The sequence below is a fragment of the Candidatus Zixiibacteriota bacterium genome (genome assembly GCA_035574315.1).
Lineage (GTDB): Bacteria > Desulfobacterota > Binatia > UBA9968 > UBA9968 > DATLYW01.
The window spans coordinates 91,800-111,108 of record DATLYW010000007.1 but is presented as its reverse complement, the minus strand read 5'-3'; the positions used below and the strand labels follow the sequence as shown (position 1 = coordinate 111,108).

Genomic DNA, 19,309 nt, shown 5'->3' with positions numbered 1-19,309 from the left:
GTAGAACTCAAAAGAGGTAAAGGAGGCGGTAGATGGCCGACCCAGGTTATGACGTGATCGTCGTCGGGGCGGGCAACGCCGGGTTGACGGCAGCGCTCGCGGCCCGGCAATTGAGCGCGAGAGTTCTGCTGATCGACAAGTGTCCGAAATCCAGCCGCGGCGGCAACACGCGGTTCTCGGGCGGGGGCTTCCGCTTCACGTACAGCGGGATCGACGATATCAGGCCGATGATCCCGCAAGTGTCGGATCAAGAGGCGTCGCGGCTCGACGTCGGAAGCTACACCACGGCCGATTTTTTCGAAGATGTGATGCAGGTGACGGAATACGCGGCGGACAGGAAACTCACGAACATTCTCGTCGAGCAGTCTTATCCCACCGTGCGCTGGCTCACCGAAATGAAAGTGAAGTGGATCCTCTCGACGAGCACCCATGCGGTCAAAACGGAGGGGAAGATAAAGTTTCCTTCCGGCCGTGTGATCTCGGTCAACGATGGCGGCCTCGGCCTCGTGGAGGTGCTGTTCGCGACGGCCGAGAGCATGGGGATCGACATTCTTTACGAGACCCGAGTCACGGCCGTTTCGACCGATGAAAAGGGAGCGATTTGCGGTGTACGACTACAGGACGGGGAGGGCATCCGGGAGGTCCGATCCGGCGCCGTCGTTCTCGCCGCGGGCGGGTTCGAAGCCAACCCGGAGATGCGCGCCCGGTACCTCGGTGCCGGATGGGACCTAGTGAAGGTCAGAGGATCGCGCTACAACTCCGGCGAGGTCCTCAACCTGGCCTTGGGTCTCGGGGCCAATCCGACCGGTCACTGGAGCGGCTGTCACGCCGTCCTGGTGGACGCGGAAGCCCCGGACGTGGAAGCGGCCTATGAGCACCGCTACTCCTACCCGTACGGCATCATGGTCGACATCAACGGGAACCGGTTCGTCGACGAGGGCGAAGATTTCTTTAGCTACACCTACGCCAAATGCGGCCGCGAGGTTCTTCGCCTTCCCTGGCGGACCGCCTACCAGATCTTCGACTGCAAGACCCGGCCGTTGTTGCGCTCCGAGTATAACCGTGGCTCGTACGTATCCGCCGACACGATCGAGGCTCTGGGGAGAAAACTGCCGGGGCTGGACACGGACAACCTCGTTAGGACGGTAAAGCAATTCAACGATGCGGTCACGGACGTTCCTTTCGATCCTTCGAAACTCGACGGGAAGTGCACCCGCGGGGTTCGGCCGGTGAAGTCCAATTGGGCGCAACGGTTGGACACGCCGCCGTATTACGCCTTTCCCGTCACGTGCGGGATTACGTTCACGTTCGGCGGGATCGGGATCACGGAAAAGGCCGAAGTCGTGGACAGCACCGGCCGCACGATCGACGGATTGTTCGCGGCCGGCGAAATCACGGGTGGTTCTTTTTATCACAACTATCCCGGCGGTTCCGGGCTTATGAAGGGAGCCGTCTTCGGCAAGCTGGCGGGGACGCACGCCGCTCGAGCCGCTAAGTCCAGGCGGGCGTGATTCTGAAGCATCGACAGGATCACAGGGAGAGACAATTCATGATTCGTTTACAGCAAATCGTCGTTTCACTTTTTACCATGGGGCTCGTGGCGGGCGGAACGGTCGCCGCGTTCGCACAAGACCGGGACGCAATCGTCGCGAAGGCCAAGGAAGAGCGGAGCCTCGTGTACTACAGCACGGCCGACATCCGGGACGGTACGGCTTTGGTGCATGCGTTCCAGAAGAAGCACCCCTTCGTCCAGCCCAAGCTCTTTCGGTTGGGCAGCACGCAGGTGGTCATCAAGGTGCTCCAGGAACATCGCGCCGGGGTGCACCTGTTCGACGTGATATCGGCGACCAGCTTCCAGTTCTATGAAATTTTCAAGGAGGGTTTGTTCCAGAGATACGATTCTCCGGAACGCAAGGCTTTTCTGGAAGATTTCAAGGACAAGGACGATTTCTGGACCAGCGCTTATCACAACGCCAGCGTCATCGCCTATAACACGACTCTCGTGAAGCCGGCCGATCTTCCCAAGAGTTACGACGACCTGCTCGATCCAAAATGGAAGGGGAAGATGCTGATGGATAATCGGGAAACCGAGTGGTACGCGAGCATGCTTCAGATCCTGGGGCGCGAGAAGGGGTTGCGCCTGATGCGGGGCCTGGCGAAGCAAGACCTGAGCTTCCGGCCCGGGCGCACGCTCATCACGCAGGTGCTGGCTTCCGGCGAGGCGCCACTTGCGGTGAACAACTACCATCATCTCGTGCAGGCCGCGAAAAAACGGGGAGCACCGGTCGAATCGATCCCGGCGAGCCCGGTCATAAGCCGGATCACCCCGATCGCGCTCGGACGGTACGCTCCCCATCCCAATGTGGGAAGACTGTTCATCGACTTCTGCCTTTCCGAGGAAGGTCAAAAGATACTTCGCTCTTTCGGCAGGAGCTCGGCGCGGAAGGGTATCGAGCCGGACGAATTGCAAAGGAAGGGCGTGAAGCTCTACGTGAGCGACATCAATCTCGCGAAAGATTATGCGCGGTACGACAAGGAATTCAGGGAAATTTTCGGATTGAAGTAGCGGGAATTGCGCTGGGGTCAGACCAAAATGTGGGATTATGAAACAGATGTGCTGATCGTCGGCTACGGCGGGGCGGGCGGGGCCGCAGCTCTTGCCGCCACTGAGGCGGGTGCACGGGTGCTGCTGGTCGAAAAAAATAACGAAGGCGGCGGAAACACCAGGTATTCCGGCGGGAGTATTCGAACCTACACGGACCTGGCGAAGGCGATCGATTTCATCGAGGCGGTCTGCGAGGGAACCACGGAGCGGTCGGTCGTGGAGACGTTCGTACAGGAGAGCGACCGAAATAAGGAATGGGTGGCAAAACTGGGAGGGGAAATCGTTCCCGGACCGCCCTCCGGAACCAAAGGATTCCCGATCGGCTTGCCGGGAGCAGCTTTTCCGACGATTCGCGGCGCGGAAGGCATCGGCCCGAGAGTGCGTGTTAAAGGGGCGGGAGAAGCGGCCGGGATCGACCTATGGGGCGTTCTCCAGCGGAACGTCGACGGGCGAAAGATACCGGTCTTGTATTCGTGCTCGGGAAAACAGCTGATCTATGACAAGAGCCATGGTGTTACCGGGCTGATCGCTCTGAAGGGAGACGCGGAAATCAAGATCCGAGCACGCCGAGGAATCGTCCTTACATGTGGAGGCTTCGAGTACAACGTGCCGATGCACATGAACTATTTGGGGCAAAGCTATTTCGGACTGTGCAACCCCGGCAACACCGGCGACGGAATCCGGATGGCGGCGGAAATCGGTGCCGACCTGTGGCACATGAGCGCGGTAGCCGCTACGTGGGGGTACAAATTCCCCGAGTTCCCGTGCGCGATCAGGCATTTCATGCCGTATCCCGGGTTCGTGTACGTGGATCAGTCGGGTAAACGCTTCATGGATGAAACGGGAATCGATGTCCACGCGATGTGGGCGCCGTCGTCCTACATCGACATGAAAACTCTCCGGCGAACTCGTGTTCCTGCATATGTCATCTTTGACGAAGATACCCGAACCCGGGGAGCGGTGGCTCGAACCGATCGCGGTCGAATCAGCGACATCTACCAATGGAGCGCGGACAACAGCGCTGAAATCCGTAAAGGCTGGATCAAGGCCGCGCAGACTATCGCGGACTTGGCGCCTTTGATCCAGCTTCGGCCGGATCAACTGCAAGCGACGATCGCGCAGTATAATTTGCTGACGGTGAGCGGGTACGATCCCGAGTTTGGCCGTTCGCCGCACACCCTCGCCCCGATCGCGATGCCGCCATTTTATGCGATTCCGATCTGGCCCTGCCTTTACAATACCCAGGGTGGTCCGAAACGGAATGCAAAGGCGCAGGTTCTCGATTTCAACGGTCGACCGATAAAACGTCTCTACAGCGCTGGGGAGCTGGGCTCGCTCTGGTATCGCAACTACCCGGGCGGCGGCAACGTCAGCGAGGCGTTGGCGTTCGGGCGCATCGCGGGTAAAAACGCCGCCGCCGAAGCTCCTGACGAGAACAGTTGAGCACGGGCGGATGAATATCCTCGTCTGCGTCAAAGCGGTGGCGGCCCAACCTGAAGACCCGCAGATAGCGGACGGCGGGTTCAACGTTCGGCTCCACAGCAAAAGTTTTTCGATGAACGAATCCGACGAGCATGCTCTGGAACGCGCCCTGTCGCTGAAAAAAGAAGCTGGCGGAACCGTGACGGTTTTGACAGTGGGCTCGGTCCGAAGTCAAGATGTCTTGTTTCGGTGTTTGGGGAAAGGAGCGGACGCCGCGATCAGGGTTGATGGCGACGAATTCGACGCCAATGTTACGGCGTTGAAGCTGGCGCGCGCCGTCGGCAAGCTCGCCTATGACGTGATCCTCACAGGTGTCGAGTCGCTGGACGGTATGTCGTCGCAAGTCGGACTGCTCGTTGCCGCAAGGCTTGGAATCGCCTGTGCTTACGGTGTGGTCGGAATTGATCTCGCACGTCCCGGGACACTGAGGGTCGATCGGGAGATCGGCGGTGGTCGTCGTCAGACGCTGGAGATCGACACGCCGGCGCTGCTTTCGGTGCAATCCGGAAGCGAGCCGCCGAGCTATCCGCCGGCAGCTAAACTGATTCAAGCCCGTCGGCGACCGATTCCCTTTTGGTCGGCGGGAGATCTGGGGTTGTCGGAAAACGAGCTGCGCCGGGAGCGAAGGCTCAAGTTTCTCGGGTTGGAACGGGCCAAAGCCGGCGGTACTATCGAGTGGATAGCCGGGACGCCTGAAGAAGTCGCCTCGGTGCTCATAACGAGGGTCCGGCAGGCGCTTTGATATGAAGTGCGAGATCCTTGTGGTGGTAGAGCCGAACGGCGGCGATTCGGATCGGGTCGACCTCGATCTCGTCGCGTGTGCAGCGAAGATCGCGGGCGCGAAAGGCTGGACAACGGGCGTACTACTCGCAGGATTCGACGTCGCGGGCAACGCGGCACGCCTGGCTTGCTCCGGCGTCGACCGTGTCTTTGTCCTGGAAGATGCTCGCCTGGAGGGTTATAACCCCGCCCTGCACGTTGCTGCCATCGCTTGTGCCGTTCGAGACGTCGGGCCGCGGTTGGTCCTCCTGCCGCATGTACACGTCGGGCTCGAGATCGCAGCCGGGTTGTCGGTTCAGCTCGGCGCGCCGGTGGTGAGCAACTGCCGCTCGGTGGAAGTGGCAGAGGGGGGCCTTGTGTTTTGTCGGCCGATTCTGGGCGGGCGGTATATCGCGACGGTGGAAGCGTTGGAGGGGGTGCCGGTGGTGGCGACGGTGTCCGGGGAGGCGCGGCTTCCCCGCCTTTTTCCGGAGGGGGCACAAGCGTCGGTCGAGCGGTTGCCGGCAGTCTTCGAGGCGAAAGGCGGAGTGCGGGTAGTGAAGTCGAGCCGGTCGACTAGCCCAGGAGAGATCGAACGCGCGGACGTGATCGTGGCCGTGGGGAGAGGGATTCGAGGGCCGGAGAACCTCCATTGGTTTCGCGAGCTCGCTCGCGCTCTGGGGGGAGCGCTTGCCGCCTCGCGGCCGGTGGTCGACTCGGGCTGGCTCGGCCGGGAGCATCAAGTGGGCCTCTCGGGTGCGACGGTTCAGCCCAAGGTCTATCTCGCGTTCGGCATCTCCGGTGCGGCGCAGCACGTCGCCGGGATGAACCGCTCCAAGCTGATTATAGCGATCAACGACGATCCGGAGGCGCCTATTTTCAGGGTGGCGCATTGCGGCGTCGTCGCCGACGTGTTCGAGTTGCTGCCCGCGCTGCTCAAGAAGGCTCGCTCGGCGGCGAATGCGTCGCCGAGCGCAGGCTAGGGAAAGTAATGCAATGGAAGACGGGATCACGAAGAGGCTTGCTACTCACGTCGCAAAGGTGCGCTACGAGCAGATCCCCGGCGAGGCGATCGCGAAGGCCAAGGACTGCATCCTGGACCAGCTCGGGGTAGAGTTGATCGGCTCGACGCTGGATTGGAACAAGATCGTGTACCGCTACGTGCTGGAAATCGGTGGCCGGCCGGAAAGCACGATCATCCACTACGGCAACCGGGTGCCGGCGCTGGACGCAGCCTTCGTCAACGCGACCTTCGGACAGGGCTGCGAGCTCGACGACCTCGGCTTTGCGGCAGGCGGACATCTGAGCGCCGCGACCGTCCCGGTCGCGCTGGCGCTGAGCGAGCGCGAGCCAGTTGCGGGGCGCGACCTGCTCGCGGCCGTCGTGGTCGGGTGCGATGTTATGTACCGGCTGCTTTCGGCCGTTCGGCCTTCGGCCGGCAGGCGGGGGTTTCACAGTCACGGCATCGGGGGGCCGTTCGGCGCGATGACCGCGGCGGCGCGGCTGCTACGGTTGAGCGAGGAGCAGACCCTTCATGCCTTCGGCATCGCTGGAAGCCATGCTTCGGGCACCATGGAATACGACCAGACCGGGGGCGAGGTGAAGCGCGTGCACGCGGGAATCGCCGCGCGCGGGGGGCTTCAAGCGGCTCTCCTCGCGCGCCTGGGGCTGACCGGTCCGCCGACCATCATCGAAGGCAAGCGCGGCTTCTGCAGGGTCTTCGCCGACGAGTACGAACTCGACACGATCACCCGCGACTTGGGCGTCGATTTCAAGATCATGAGGATCTGGTTCAAGGTTTACCCGAGCGTCGCGACGGTCCAGGGGCCGATCGATACGCTGGCGAAGCTCGTCGAAGAGCACGACGTCCAGCCGGAGCAGGTTGAAGAAATCCGGGTCGGTATGTCGGAGACCTCGCTGGCGCACGGTGGGGCGATCTACGAGCCCACCGACGTCGCGGGCGCGCAGTTCAGCCTGCCGTTTTCGCTCGCGCTTCGCGTGCTCAAACGCGACAACGACCTGAGCCTTTACATGGACCCGAAGCTCTGGCGCGATCCGGCGATCCTGGCGATGGCCGCGAAGGTGAAGAGCTACGCCGACCCGAACGCCAGCGGGGAGCAGAACTACAACACCACGATGGAAGTGAAGCTTGCCGGAGGAAAGACGCTTAAAGCCTTTCAGCAGTATCCACCGGGAAGCCCGTTCAATCCCATGAGCCGGGAGGAGCTGCGGAAGAAATTCCGCCGGCTCGCCGGGGCCGTCCTTCCAGGTACGAAGGTTGACGCGATCGTCGAAACCGTGGACAGGCTGGAAACCCTGGAGCGCGCCTCCGACCTGCTGCCGTTGCTCGTACGCTGAAGCGCCCGGTGGCTAGTCCTGTTTCACGCCGAAGCGCCGGCCGATCCAGGTGCCGATGAGCGAGAGCGTGAGGACGAGCAGGAGCAGGATCACTCCCATCGCGGACAGCATCGGGTACTGCCCGTCCTCGTAGAGATTGTAGATCGTCACCGCCATCATCTTGGTCTCGACGCTGCCGAGCAAGATCGGCATCGAGAGGACCTTGAAGGTAAGCGACAGCGTGTAGACGAAAGCGACCGACAGGCCCGGGGCCATCAACGGCAGCACCACCGAGCGGAACGTGCGGCCCCAGGAAGCGCCGCTCACCGTGGAGACCTCCTCGAGCTCCGGGCTGATCTGCTGCAGCGAGGCGTGGGTCGAGCGGACCGCCACCGTGATGTACTTGCCGACGAAGGCGACGATCAGAATCCAGATCGTCGCATAGATCGGAATCGGCACCACGAGGTAGAGCCACAAAAGGGCGAGGCCCATGACGGTGCCGGGGATCGCGATCGGGGAGAAGGAGAGGAAATCGAGGAACTTTCTTCCCGGCACCCGGCTGCGGATTACGACCCAGGAGATCGTGGCGGCGAGCAGCACGATGATGAGCGACGAAACGCCACCGACCAGCAGCGTGTTGTAGATGCTTTGCGCGGTGTTGGGCAGCTCCAGGATCGCCCGGTAGTTCTCCAGGCTGAAGTGCCGGAGCTGGGTCAGCGACGGGACCTGGTAGAACTGGACGAAGGAGGTCCAGGTGAAAACGAAGACCGGCAGACCGACGCTGGCTCCGAGCAGCAGCAGGCTCGAAAGGCTCAGCGGCCAGCGCCAGGGCCCGAGCTGGATGCGGCGCGGCCGGAAGGCCTTTCCCGTGACCGTCACGAAGCGTTCCGACATGCGGGTGGCGCGGTGGTACAGGTAGAGGAGAAAAAGGCTCACCGCCAGGTAGCCGACGCCGAACGCGGACGCGACGTTGTAGTCCTGCGGCACGTCCCAGACCGCAAGGAACACCTGGGTCGCGAACACCGGCACCCCCGCCGGCACGCCGAGCACCGCGGGCACGTCGAAGCTCTCGATGGCGCGCACGAAGACGAGGAGGAAAACCGCGAGCACGCTCGGCAGCAGGAGCGGCAGGGTCACCCGGCGCAGCGTGGTCGAGAAGCGCGCCCCGGCCACGGCCGAGGCTTCCTCCAGCGACGGGTCCATCGAGCGGAACGCCGCCGCCATGAGCAGGAACGGCAGGGAGATCTGGTCCATCGCCTGAGCCCAGATCATCCCCGCCATGCTGTAGCCGTTGAACAGAGTTCCCTCGATGCCCAGGAGGTTCCGCGCGGCGACGTTGACGACCCCGATCTTCGGGTGGAGGACGAGGACCCAGGCGCTCGCCATCAGCACTCCGGGGGCGATCAGGGGAAAAAGCGCCATCGCGTAGATCAGCGGCCGCAGCGGCGCGTCGGTGCGCTCGGTGATCCAGGCGAGATAGGCGCCGATCGCCAGGCAGAGGAGGGCGGCGCCGAGCGCGAAGACCAGAGTGTTGCCGACGGTCTGCAGCAGGGTGTCCCGGTAGGCCTCGACAAACTTCATCAGAGTATATTCGCCGGCCTGGCCGGGCTGCCCGTCGCGAAACGCGCCCCAGATCACGACCGCCAGGGGGACCATGATCAGCCAGATGAGGAGCGCGGTCAGCGCGCCGACGCCGATAGTCTGGCCGGTGAGCCACTGGGGCGGAGAGAAGCGCAAACGGAGCAGGCGCCTCGCCGGGAAGGGAGCGGCACGAGTGCTCATGAGAACGGCTCTTTCGCTGCGGAGCCGGCCCGGCCCCGCGGTCCGTGAAAGCCGGAGCGCGTTCGGCTCGCGGCGCGCCTACTTGCCGCCGCGAAACGCGGGGTTGTAGATTTCCTTGATGATCTTCGCGTACGGCTTGGCGTACTTCACCAGCTCCTCTGCGGTCAGGAGCGACATCCGATCCAGGGTGTCCTTCGCCGTGACCTGCTGGAGCTCCTCGTACTTGAGCCTGGTGTCCGGGTGGGCCATGACCCGGCCGAACTGCGCGAGGATCTTTTGCCCGCCCTCGGGATCGACATGAAACCGCGCGAGGAGCAGCGCCGCGTAGGGGTGTGCGGCCCGGCTGCTGACGCCGACCCCCGTCGCTTCCGCGGCGACGAACTCCCTGGGGAGGATCATGTCGACGGGCGCGCCCTTGTGCTTCATGTCGGCGATCTTGTACGAGTACAGCTCGATCGCCAGCGGAAAGGCACCGGCCACGAGCAGATTCGTCTGATTGGTGTGGCCCTTGCGGATGAGCGCCTTTTGCTCCTGGATGAGCCGCTTCTGATAGTCGTAGGTCTTGTCGAAGCCCCACTTGTGGAGCATGCCGAACATCCAGGTATCCGGGGAATTGTCGACCGCGACCTTGCCCCTCCACTTGGGGTCCAGGATTTCCATGTAGCCTTTGGGAGCTTCGGCCGGCTTCACCAGATTGGTGTTGTAGGCGATCACCATGCTCAGCAGGTTCCACGAGTAGAAGTCCTTGCCGCGGAACTGGGGCGGGTAGCGGTCGTTGCCGACGAGATCGTGAAGCTCCGCCAGAGCCCTGGCTTCCCGATACTGGCCGAGAAACGTGCCGACGCTGATCAGATCGAAGCTGCTGCGCCCGGCGCGAGCCTCGGCGAGAATGCGGTTGCTGATGTCCTCCTGCTGGCCACCGAGGCTCTGACCCTTGATCCCGGGGTACCTGGCCATGAAGCCTTCCAGCAGCTTGCCGACCTGGTTCTCCTCGGCCGGCGAAGCGTAAACCACGACGCCTTCTTTCTTGGCCCCCTCGTAGAGCACCTGGTCCAGCCGGTCGCGGGGGAGCTTCGCGAGCATCGCGTAAAGCTCGCTCGGGGTTTTCCATCCGGTGGGCAGCTGGACGGCCTGCGCCGCCGCGCGGGCTGCCGTGCCCAGGCTCAGAGCGAAGGCGGCGAGCAGAGCGATCACGATCTTGACCTGTAACCTCGACATGGGGATTCCTCCTTCTCGTCGAATTAGGCCATCTCGGGTCGATGCCAGGTGAGCGCCGTTTCGGCGGCGTAGCACGTCTCGCCGCCCTGAATTTCCCGCCCTGGACCCCGGCCGATCCTCCCCGGGTGCCGGCCGGAGTCCACGCCCCCCTTTAGCACATCTGGTCGATCGGTCAACTCCGGGGCCGGCATGGTGGCGCACGGCCGGGGCCGGCCGACCGCTCCGCTTCGCGGCGGTTCAAGCGTTCAAAGAAACCAGACACCGAAAACAGGAAACGGGAATGTGTTGTTTTCCAGGGCCCGGGCCACTTTTCCCAGTGAGATGGTCCGCCCTGAATTGCCTGCGGCACGGATCCGGGTTTGTGTCGCCGGACCTTGTGTAGTAGAGAGGCTTTTCAGATCTGCCGTTTGCGTTCGGGAGGAGACCATGCCTTTTGCCAGCGTGCGCGGCGTGACGATCCATTATAAGGTCCTCGGTGACCGCGGTCCCTGGGTGGCGCTTTCGCCGGGAGGGCGGCGCGACCTCGGCGCCGTCGAGCCGCTGGCGACGCTCGTCGCCGCCGCCGGCCATCGCGTCGCGGTCTTCGACCGTCGGAACTGCGGCGCCTCGGACGTGTCGATCGCGGGCGAGGATTCGGAGTACGAGATCTGGGCCGACGACCTCCACGGACTGCTTCTGCAACTGGGCGCGCTGCCAGCGTTCGTCGGCGGCAGCTCTTCGGGCTGCCGCACGGCGCTTCTTTTCGCGCTGCGCCATCCCGAAGCCGTCCGGGGCCTGCTTCTTTGGCGCGTGACCGGCGGGCGCTTCGCCTGCGAGCGGCTGGCGCAGGAGTACTACGGCCAGTACATCGAGGCCGCGAGGCGGGGCGGAATGGCGGCGGTGTGCGAGATGGAGCACTGGCAGGAGCGGATTCGCGCGCGGCCGGAAAACCGCGATCGGCTCATGGCCATGGATCCGGCGCGCTTCGTCGCCGTGATGTCGCACTGGCGCGAGTACTTCGTGCGGAGCGCCGACCTGCCCGTCATCGGCGCGACCGAGGCGGAGCTGCGGTCGATCGCCGCCCCGGCGTGCATCATTCCCGGCAACGACAACACGCATTCGCGCGCGACCGGCGAAAACCTGGCGCGTCTGCTGCCCCGGGCCGAGGTCCATGTGCTGTTCCCGAAGCACTACGACATGGCGCTCAGCCCGCGAGAGGAGTGGGACGAGAAAAATCCTGAGATCGCCGCGCTGTTCGCCGATTTCATGGCGCGGGCGGGTGGCATGCAAGCGGGAAGGCGACCGTAGCCGCCGAGCGGGCGGCGCTGAGGGGTCCTTCGAGAGAGCGCGGAAAGGAGAAAACGCCGCATTCAAGGAGTTCAGGGAGTTCGCGATGAGAGGACCGCTCGCGACCACGGCGAGCAGGGAATGTTCGTATTGCTTTTCCGCCATTTCCGCCAAGGGACCTGTTGCATCCATTGTACGGCGGAGGTGGGATAGAAATTCCAGGCCGTGAGCTCCGGGCAGGAACTGGCCGTGAAGAGTTGCTACGGATCCTGAGCGGCCTGCCTACCGGCGGCGGTACTGCGCGCGGGCTTCGGGCAGCCAGGCCTTGATCTGCGCGATGCGCGTCTCGTCGCTCGGGTGTGTGGAAAGAAATTCCGGCGGCTTGTCTCCCGTTACCCTGGCCATCCGTTCCCAGAAAGCAACGGCGGCCGCCGGATCGTATCCCGCCCTGGCCATCAGGTTGAGTCCGATCCGATCGGCTTCGGATTCCTGCGCTCTTCCCCACGGGAGGAGCACGCCGACGGTCGCGCCCAGGCCGTACATTTTGAGAAAGTCCTGCTGCAGGCCCGGGTTCACCTTGCCGACGCCGAGCGCAAGAATCTGTCCGATGGCCTGAACTCCGAGCTGCTGGCTCATGCGCTCGGCGCCGTGGCGCGCGAGCGCGTGCGCCACCTCGTGGCCCATGATGACGGCGACGCCCTCGTCGTCCCCGGCGACCGGCATGATCCCCTCCCAGAACGCGACCTTGCCGCCGGGAAGCGCGAAGGCGTTGATCTCCTTGCCCTGGAGCACGTGGAACTCCCATTTGTAGTCGGGCTTGTCGGCGGCGGCGGCGATGCGCTGGCCGACGCGGCGCAGCTGGGCCTGCCAGTCGCTGCGCGTCGAAAGTCGGTTTTTCTTGAGCACGTCCTGAAAGGCGTCCTCTCCGAGCTGCTGCTCCTGGGACTCGGAAACGACGATGAACTGCGCACGCCCCGTTTGCTGGACGGTCTGGCAGGCGACGCCCAGGAGTGTCAAAAGCGCCGAAAGCACGCATCCAAGGATTTTCGTGTTCATGAGCTCCCTCCCCGCAGGCAGGACTCCCTTATCCTTACTAATGGTTCCTTCGAGCAAAGAAAAGGCGCGCGTAGCGCGGAAGCCGGCGCACGGGAATGGGGGCGGAAAACCGTCTTCGGGGCCTTCCTTCGCCCGCCGCCGGCCGAGCGACAGCGCGCTTTGCCCCGAGAGCGAAGTGGCATGCCTTGCCGGTTTCGGTTATAGGAAGACTCTGGCAGGCGGCTCCGGACAGTCGGTTCGCAATCGTGGCGCAAGGAGGTTGGCATGCGGCAACTTCTGCCCGACGTCTACACGTGGCCGTGGTACTCGCAGCCCCACGGCTACAATTTCAACGGCCATTTCATCCGGCACGCTGACGGGAACGTATGCGTCGATCCCGTGGAGCCCGCCGAGGAAGACCTCGAAGAGATGGCGCGTTACGGCGTGACGCGCATCGTGCTGACCAATCGCAATCATTCCCGCGCCGCCAACAAGGTGAGGGCACGCACCGGCGCGCGCACCGCAATCCATCCGGCGGACGCGCTGCACGCGCGCAAGGAAGGCGCGGAGCTGGACGGCGATCTCCGTCCCGGAGATCGAATCGGTCCGTTCACGGCGGTCGCCGTGCCGGGGAAGTCGCCGGGGGAAATCGCTCTTTACTGGCCGGAGCGAAAAATCCTGCTGGTCGGAGACGCGGTCGTCGGCGATCCGCCGGGGCGCTGCAAGTTGCTTCCGGACAGGGTGGTGGACGATCCGCCGCGGTTGCGCCGGAGCGTCGCCGCTCTTCTCGCGCTGGACTTCGACACTCTGCTGGTGGGGGACGGCGAGCCGATTCTACAGCGCGCAAAGGACCGGCTCCGGGAACTGGTCGATACCTTTCCGAAGTGAAAAGAAGCGAAAAAATAGCGATCGAAGGCGCAGCACAATTGAACGACCTCGAGACGAGCAAGCCGAGGTTTGGCGGTCATGAGCGACGTCGTTGAAGGGGTGCGCGCGACCCTCGAGTCGCTGTATCGCTCCGAATCCCGCCAGGTTCTCGCCACCCTGATCCGGCTGCTGGGCGATTTCGATCTCGCCGAGGACGCGCTCCAGGAGGCCTTCACGGCCGCGCTCGAGCAGTGGCCTCGCGACGGCGTCCCCGGGAACCCTCGCGCCTGGCTGATCTCGGCCGGACGCTTCAAGGCCATCGACGCGCTGCGCCGGCGTGCTCGATTCGACAGCTCCGCGGCGGAGATCGCCGAGCGCCTCCAGGCGGCCGTAGCGGACCGGGACGAAGAAGGCCTGGAGGACGACCGGCTGCGGTTGATCTTTACCTGCTGCCACCCCGCGCTCGCGCCGGAGGCGCAGGTCGCGATGACGCTGCGCGAGGTCTGCGGGCTCACGACCGAGGAAATCGCGCGCGCTTTCCTCGCTACCCCTCCGGCCGTGGCGCAGCGCATCGTACGAGCCAAGAAAAAGATCCGCGACGCGCGCATTCCCTACGTCGTGCCATCTAAAGAAGATTTGCCCCACCGGCTGGATGCGGTCCTGCGGACCGTCTATCTGGTATTTAACGAAGGCTACTCGGCCTCGTTCGGCGAATCGGTCACGCGGCATGATCTTTGCGCCGAAGCGATCCGGCTGGGGCGTTTGCTGGCGGAGCTGCTTCCGGATCCCGAGGCGCTCGGCTTGTTGGCCTTGATGGTCCTGCACGACTCCCGCCGCGCGGCCCGCGTCAGTCCGGCGGGAGAGCTGGTGCTGCTGGAGGATCAGGACCGCTCGCTGTGGGACGGGGGGCAGATCCGCGAGGGCACGGCGCTCGTGGCGCGGGCGTTCGCCTCAGGTCAGGTCGGTACCTACGCGATTCAAGCCGCGATTGCGGCTGCTCATGCCCGGGCTCGATCTTCCGCGGCCACGGACTGGGTGCAGATCGTGAGTCTCTATGACATGCTGCTCGCGGCCGACCCGTCGTCCGTGGTCGCGCTCAACCGCGCGGTGGCCGTGGCGATGCGGGACGGCCCTCAGGCCGGGCTCGAGCTGATCGAAGAAATCCTCGGGCGGGGCGAGCTGGTGAATTACCATCTCGCGCATGCGGCGCGCGCGGAACTCTGCCGCCGACTGGGGCGCACGGCGGAGGCCCGGGCCTCCTACGAGCGGGCGCTCGGCCTCGCCCGGCAGGAGCCCGAAAGGCGGTTTCTTGGCCGGCGACTGGCCGAGCTGGGCTGAAAAGAGATCTTGTCGGCCTTGCACAAGAGTGCCGCAATTTCGGCGCGTGCCGGTCCATCGGCACATCCCGGATCGTCGCGTTGCCGAACGGGTGGGAGCCTTTTCGGGGAATCGCGATCTTGGGCCATCCGGGTGCGTGGCACGGTGCTTGCGGCCGAAAGACTATCGTCCCACTCCCGGGACGGCGAATAGGCCCGACAGGAATCCCCCCGCCGGAAGCGTGTCGATTTTCCGGCCGGCCGTTCGACTAAGCGGTGGGGGGAGCCGAGAGTTCCCCGGCTGCGGAGGGATCGAAATGAAATACATGTTGTTGATTTATCTCGAAGAGGGGGCGCTGAACGAAGCGGAACGACAGGCCTGTTATGCTGAATCGACCCAGCTCGCGCACGAGCTCTACGAAAAGGGGGTTTACGTGGCCGCCAATCCTCTGCAACCCGCCGCGTCCGCGACGAGTGTGCGTGTCCGCGACGGCAAGCGGTTCGTCACCGACGGACCGTTCGCCGAAACGCGCGAGCAGCTCGGCGGCTATTTTCTCATCGAGGCCAGCGACCTTGATGAGGCGTTGGATGTCGCCGCCCGCATTCCCGTTGCGCGCAAAGGTACGGTCGAGGTCCGGCCGGTGGTCGAGCTTCCCGGCCTGCCGGGCCGGTAGCCGTTCTGAACCAGGTCCAAAACCTGCCGGAGGCAAAAGGAGGGAGTCGTGGAAGTCCAACCGTATCTGTTTTTCGACGGTTGCTGCGAAGAGGCGATCGAGTTCTACCAGCGCGCCGTGGGAGCCGAGACGCTGATGCTCATGCGCTTCAAAGACAGTCCGGAGCCGCCGCCGGGCATACTGCCCGCGGGCAGCGAAAACAAAATCATGCACGCAGCCCTGCGCATCGGCGACACGATCGTGATGGCCTCCGACGGCCATTGCTCGGGAAAGCCGTCGTTTCGGGGTTTTTCGCTATCCCTGTCGGTGCCCGACGTCGGCGCCGCCGAGCGGGTATTTGTCGCGCTGTCGGAAGGCGGCCAGGTGCAGATGCCGCTCGGCAAGACCTTCTGGTCGCCGCGCTTCGGCATGCTCACCGACCGCTTCGGCATCGGATGGATGGTCAACGTCACGCCGCCTGAGCAGGCGGAGCCGGCGCGGAAGTAACTGCGGAAAGGAGTTCGAATGAGCGGAGTGCGGGTTCTTGTAGGGACACGGAAAGGCGGTTTTGTCTTGAGCTCGGACGGGAAGCGGGGGCGCTGGGACGTCAAGGGGCCTTTTTTTGCAGGCTGGGAGATCTACCATATGAAAGGGTCGCCTGCGGATCCCGATCGGCTGTACGCCTCGCAGTCGAGCAGCTGGTTCGGGCAGATCATCCAGCGGTCCGACGACGGCGGCATGACGTGGCACCAGCCGGGCACGCCGCCCGGCCAGCCGATGACCACGCCCGAAGGTTTCCCCAAGGGCGAGAGCAACAAGTTCGTCTACGACACCTCCCCCGAGACCGGCAAGCCGCTGACGACGCACCAATGGTACGACGGGACGCCCCATCCCTGGGAATTCAAGCGCGTCTGGCACCTCGAGCCGTCGCTGAACGATCCCGACACCGTCTACGCCGGGGTCGAGGACGCGGCCCTGTTTCGCACCACCGACGGGGGACGCACCTGGCATGAGCTGGCCGGCCTGCGCGGACACGGCACCGGCGAGAAATGGGCGCCGGGCGCCGGTGGGCTGTGTCTCCATACGATCCTGCTCGATCCGAGCAATAGCGGTCGAATGTACACTGCGATCTCTTCGGCCGGCGCTTTTCGCACCGATGACGGCGGCAAGAGCTGGAAGCCGATCACCAAGGGGCTTCACTCGCTGTACATCCCCGACCCCACAGCGGAGATCGGCCACTGCGTACACCGGATCGCGATGCATCCTTCTCGCCCGAACGTCCTGTTTATGCAAAAGCACTGGGACGTCATGCGCAGCGATGACGCCGGCGGCAACTGGCATGAGGTCAGCGGCAATCTGCCCACCGACTTCGGCTTTGTCATCGACGTGCACGCGCACGAGCCCGAGACGATTTACGTCGTGCCGATCAAGAGCGACTCGGAACATTTTCCGCCCGACGGCAAGCTCCGCGTCTACCGCAGCCGCACGGGTGGAAACGAATGGGAGCCGCTTACGAAGGGGCTGCCGCAGAGCGACTGCTACGTCAACGTGCTGCGCGACGCCATGGCGGTCGACTCGCTCGATCCCTGCGGCGTCTATTTCGGCACCACCGGCGGACAGGTTTACGCCTCGGCGAACGGCGGCGACGGCTGGGCGCCCATCGTCCGGGACTTGCCGGCGGTGCTGTCCGTGGAAGTCCAGACGCTGCCATGATTCGCGTGGTGTTGCCCGCGCAACTGCGCAAGCTCGCCCGGGTCGACGGCGAGGTTGTCCTGGAGGTCCGGGGCGAGGTCACGCAGCGCGCCGTGCTCGATGCGCTCGAGGCGCGGTACCCGATGCTCCGCGGCACGATCCGCGACCACGTCACGCAAAGGCGGCGCGCCTTCGTGCGTTACTTCGCCTGCGGGCAGGACCTTTCGCACGATGCCGCCGACACCAGGCTCCCGGATGCGGTCGCAGGCGGCGCCGAGCCGTTCATGATCGTGGGAGCAATCGCCGGGGGATAGGAAACGACCGGGGACGAAGACCTGGAAATCCCGCCGGCGGTCGGCCACGAGCGTCCGGTGAGGGTGCGGGTTCACGTGCACGCGAATTCTGTCGCGCACTTCTCTCGGCGGCGGTTGTCGGACGAAAAATTCGAGGAGGATGCCGCGTCGGTGCAAAAGGACCTGGACATCTTGAAGGGAATCCTCGAGCGCTGAGGAGGGAGTTTCGACGAGCGACTCGACGCCGTCGAGCGCGGCGGCGACGAGAGCACAGCGAGGGGAGCGCGCGATGAACAAAACGTTGTGGGTCGGTCAAGCTCTACTGGCGGCGATCTTTCTGTGGGCCGGCGGCATCAAGCTGGTTCTGCCGGCCGAGCAGCTAGCCGGGCCGGTGCCGCTCCCGGTGGGCTTCCTTCGATTGGTCGGCGTGCTGGAGGTCGCCGGCGGTCTCGGAGTCGTTCTTCCTGGACTTCTGGGGGTCCGGCCGGAGCTGGTCCCGCTCGCCGCGGCGGGCCTGCTGATCATCATGATCGGCGCGACGGCCGTCACTCTGGCCGGCGGCCTTTCCGTAACCGTGCTGATCCCGCTCGTGGTCGGAGCGATGGCATCTTTCGTAGCTTACGGCCGCTGGCGGCTGGAGCCGCATCGCGGCGGCGCTCCGCGGACCGGGGAAAAGCGCTAGAAAGCCTTCAGCGGTTCAACCCGTTCAATGTTGCAAAATGCGAAAAGAGCGGTGAAAAAAATGCGAAAACTTTTCGGCCGATTATTTTTTACACAAGGGCAGTGTTCTAAAACTGCTACAACCGCCTTTTGGACGGTTCAAGGCCAAGCTGGCATGAATTCGAGCCTCGCGAGGCTTCTTCATTGCACCGCTCTTTCGTTCACACGAGTTCAATGCGCACGTCGTCACACGAGGGTCCTTCCTTGTGGAGCAACACGTCTTGCTCGGCCCGTCCACGCTCATAGTAGATAGTGGGCGGCCAGCATAATCTAGCACGATGGCGGCTATCGTAGACGCCAGGATGCCGAGGGCGAAGCCGATAAGAATCTCCAGACCGTTCATCCTTGTGGGTCTAACGTCGGCGCTCGGCCGCCGGCGAAGCCGGTCGGCTGGCGCGGAATGTTATAGGACGCTCTCCTCGCGGATCGTGGCCGTTGCACCGAGGACATCCTGCATTCGGAGCCGCACCATGTTTAGTGGCGTGAGGATCATAAGCGCAGGAAGGGTACGACGTTCGTCTAACTGGTTGAGCATATAAGCGGAGACCAGACCCGCGAGAAGCTCGCGAGCCCCGGCCATTTGTAGCGTGAGGTTATGCGTGACCTTTTTCCCTGCGTCTTGCCTGAACCACGTCTGGCCCCGCGGTATCCAGATTCGTCAAGGTGAACGGGTAAGGGGACAAGCCTGTCTCGGCGATGATGACGCGCATGGTTGGATACCAGCATATGGACTTGGTGTTGTCCCCGACCGACACGTCCCACGACGAGCCATCGTCCAATTCGATGATCAGGCCGTCATTGCGGACAGCGGTGATGTGAAGTTCCATCCTGGACGCCTCCGAGCGTTCGCCCCCCGCGCTACCGGCTCGATGCTCTCACCGGCCACGCCAGATGATTGGGCAGCTATCTCCACCGTTATGTTGTTCGGCGAGTACCACCATCAGGCGCTTAAGTAGTCATGATTCAAACAACTGGTGTAAAAATAGAGACGGCAAGGGCACAGACGGCCACAAACAGCGAGCCAAACGAAATCCATCGCTCTGCTGGCGACGACTTTCGTTCGGAAGCCGGCGATTTAGGCTTTTTGTTTTGTTCCGCCATCCCCCTCGAACGCCAGGAGTTACTGATCAGCAGTTCGCTCAGCGTTATGGCGTGACCGTCACCAATTGAGCCGAAGCGGCCATAATTAAAGGCACCGTCCGCTGCGAACCTGGAACCGGGAATCTCGAACTTCGAACCGTTTTTGGTCATCGAGGGGGTCGACGGTCGCGGACGCCACTCCGG

Annotated in this window: 19 protein-coding genes; 14 read left to right on the top strand and 5 right to left on the bottom strand. The window is 63.8% G+C overall.

The window, feature by feature from the left end; translation table 11 throughout:
* Window positions 1-32 precede the first annotated feature (32 nt).
* The 6 genes from tcuA to VNN77_01335 are packed head-to-tail and all read left to right on the top strand — an operon-like array spanning window position 33 to window position 7,204.
* Window positions 33-1,511, top strand: coding sequence for an FAD-dependent tricarballylate dehydrogenase TcuA (tcuA, locus tag VNN77_01360; GenBank protein HXG50039.1), 1,479 nt, complete (start codon window positions 33-35; stop codon window positions 1,509-1,511).
* Between the two features lie 38 nt (window positions 1,512-1,549).
* Window positions 1,550-2,566 carry an extracellular solute-binding protein gene (locus tag VNN77_01355; GenBank protein HXG50038.1) on the top strand — a complete coding sequence of 339 codons (1,017 nt, stop codon included), beginning with the start codon at window positions 1,550-1,552 and terminating at the stop codon, window positions 2,564-2,566.
* 27 nt (window positions 2,567-2,593) lie between these two features.
* Window positions 2,594-4,048: an FAD-dependent oxidoreductase gene (locus VNN77_01350; protein HXG50037.1), complete on the top strand. Its 1,455-nt coding sequence runs from the start codon at window positions 2,594-2,596 to the stop codon at window positions 4,046-4,048.
* A 10-nt stretch (window positions 4,049-4,058) separates the two neighbouring features.
* On the top strand, window positions 4,059-4,829 hold the full coding sequence (locus VNN77_01345; GenBank protein HXG50036.1) for a hypothetical protein: 771 nt from the start codon (window positions 4,059-4,061) through the stop codon (window positions 4,827-4,829).
* 1 nt (window position 4,830) lies between these two features.
* Window positions 4,831-5,829, top strand: coding sequence for an electron transfer flavoprotein subunit alpha/FixB family protein (locus VNN77_01340; protein ID HXG50035.1), 999 nt, complete (start codon window positions 4,831-4,833; stop codon window positions 5,827-5,829).
* 13 nt (window positions 5,830-5,842) lie between these two features.
* Window positions 5,843-7,204, top strand: coding sequence for an MmgE/PrpD family protein (locus VNN77_01335; protein HXG50034.1), 1,362 nt, complete (start codon window positions 5,843-5,845; stop codon window positions 7,202-7,204).
* A gap of 12 nt (window positions 7,205-7,216) precedes the next feature.
* On the opposite strand, the gene VNN77_01330 is transcribed toward VNN77_01335, so the two are convergent.
* A complete protein-coding gene (locus VNN77_01330; GenBank protein ID HXG50033.1) occupies window positions 7,217-8,965 on the bottom strand; it encodes an iron ABC transporter permease in 1,749 nt (582 codons plus the stop codon).
* 78 nt (window positions 8,966-9,043) lie between these two features.
* On the bottom strand, window positions 9,044-10,183 hold the full coding sequence (locus VNN77_01325; GenBank protein HXG50032.1) for an extracellular solute-binding protein: 1,140 nt from the start codon (window positions 10,181-10,183) through the stop codon (window positions 9,044-9,046).
* A 426-nt stretch (window positions 10,184-10,609) separates the two neighbouring features.
* On the opposite strand from VNN77_01325, the gene VNN77_01320 reads away from it, so the two are divergent.
* Window positions 10,610-11,470 (top strand): alpha/beta hydrolase, encoded by an 861-nt coding sequence (locus tag VNN77_01320; GenBank protein HXG50031.1) that lies wholly within the window; start codon window positions 10,610-10,612, stop codon window positions 11,468-11,470.
* Between the two features lie 261 nt (window positions 11,471-11,731).
* Here VNN77_01320 and VNN77_01315 read toward each other — a convergent pair whose 3' ends face one another.
* Window positions 11,732-12,505, bottom strand: coding sequence for a M48 family metallopeptidase (locus tag VNN77_01315; GenBank protein ID HXG50030.1), 774 nt, complete (start codon window positions 12,503-12,505; stop codon window positions 11,732-11,734).
* Between the two features lie 264 nt (window positions 12,506-12,769).
* Between VNN77_01315 and VNN77_01310 the strand changes: the two genes are divergently transcribed.
* The 7 genes from VNN77_01310 to VNN77_01280 all read left to right on the top strand — a co-directional run bounded on the left by VNN77_01310 (window position 12,770) and on the right by VNN77_01280 (window position 17,987).
* Entirely contained in the window at window positions 12,770-13,372 is a 603-nt protein-coding gene (locus tag VNN77_01310) for an MBL fold metallo-hydrolase (protein ID HXG50029.1), read from the top strand.
* Window positions 13,373-13,450: 78 nt separating this feature from the next.
* Window positions 13,451-14,689 (top strand): RNA polymerase sigma factor, encoded by a 1,239-nt coding sequence (locus VNN77_01305; GenBank protein HXG50028.1) that lies wholly within the window; start codon window positions 13,451-13,453, stop codon window positions 14,687-14,689.
* Between the two features lie 295 nt (window positions 14,690-14,984).
* Window positions 14,985-15,341: a YciI family protein gene (locus VNN77_01300; protein ID HXG50027.1), complete on the top strand. Its 357-nt coding sequence runs from the start codon at window positions 14,985-14,987 to the stop codon at window positions 15,339-15,341.
* Between the two features lie 48 nt (window positions 15,342-15,389).
* Window positions 15,390-15,827 (top strand): VOC family protein, encoded by a 438-nt coding sequence (locus VNN77_01295; protein ID HXG50026.1) that lies wholly within the window; start codon window positions 15,390-15,392, stop codon window positions 15,825-15,827.
* An 18-nt stretch (window positions 15,828-15,845) separates the two neighbouring features.
* Entirely contained in the window at window positions 15,846-17,033 is a 1,188-nt protein-coding gene (locus VNN77_01290) for an exo-alpha-sialidase (GenBank protein HXG50025.1), read from the top strand.
* The gene (locus VNN77_01285; GenBank protein HXG50024.1) at window positions 17,030-17,326 is read left to right on the top strand and encodes a MoaD/ThiS family protein; all 297 of its coding nucleotides are present in this window, start codon (window positions 17,030-17,032) and stop codon (window positions 17,324-17,326) included. The genes VNN77_01290 and VNN77_01285 overlap by 4 nt, the downstream gene beginning before the upstream one ends.
* Before the next feature lie 268 nt (window positions 17,327-17,594).
* Window positions 17,595-17,987, top strand: a complete 393-nt coding sequence (locus tag VNN77_01280) for a DoxX family protein (GenBank protein ID HXG50023.1) — start codon at window positions 17,595-17,597, stop codon at window positions 17,985-17,987.
* A 631-nt stretch (window positions 17,988-18,618) separates the two neighbouring features.
* Here VNN77_01280 and VNN77_01275 read toward each other — a convergent pair.
* Together VNN77_01275 and VNN77_01270 are read right to left on the bottom strand one after the other, a co-directional pair.
* A complete protein-coding gene (locus tag VNN77_01275) occupies window positions 18,619-18,852 on the bottom strand; it encodes a hypothetical protein (protein HXG50022.1) in 234 nt (77 codons plus the stop codon).
* Window positions 18,853-18,988: 136 nt separating this feature from the next.
* Window positions 18,989-19,276 carry a hypothetical protein gene (locus VNN77_01270; GenBank protein ID HXG50021.1) on the bottom strand — a complete coding sequence of 96 codons (288 nt, stop codon included), beginning with the start codon at window positions 19,274-19,276 and terminating at the stop codon, window positions 18,989-18,991.
* Window positions 19,277-19,309 lie beyond the last annotated feature (33 nt).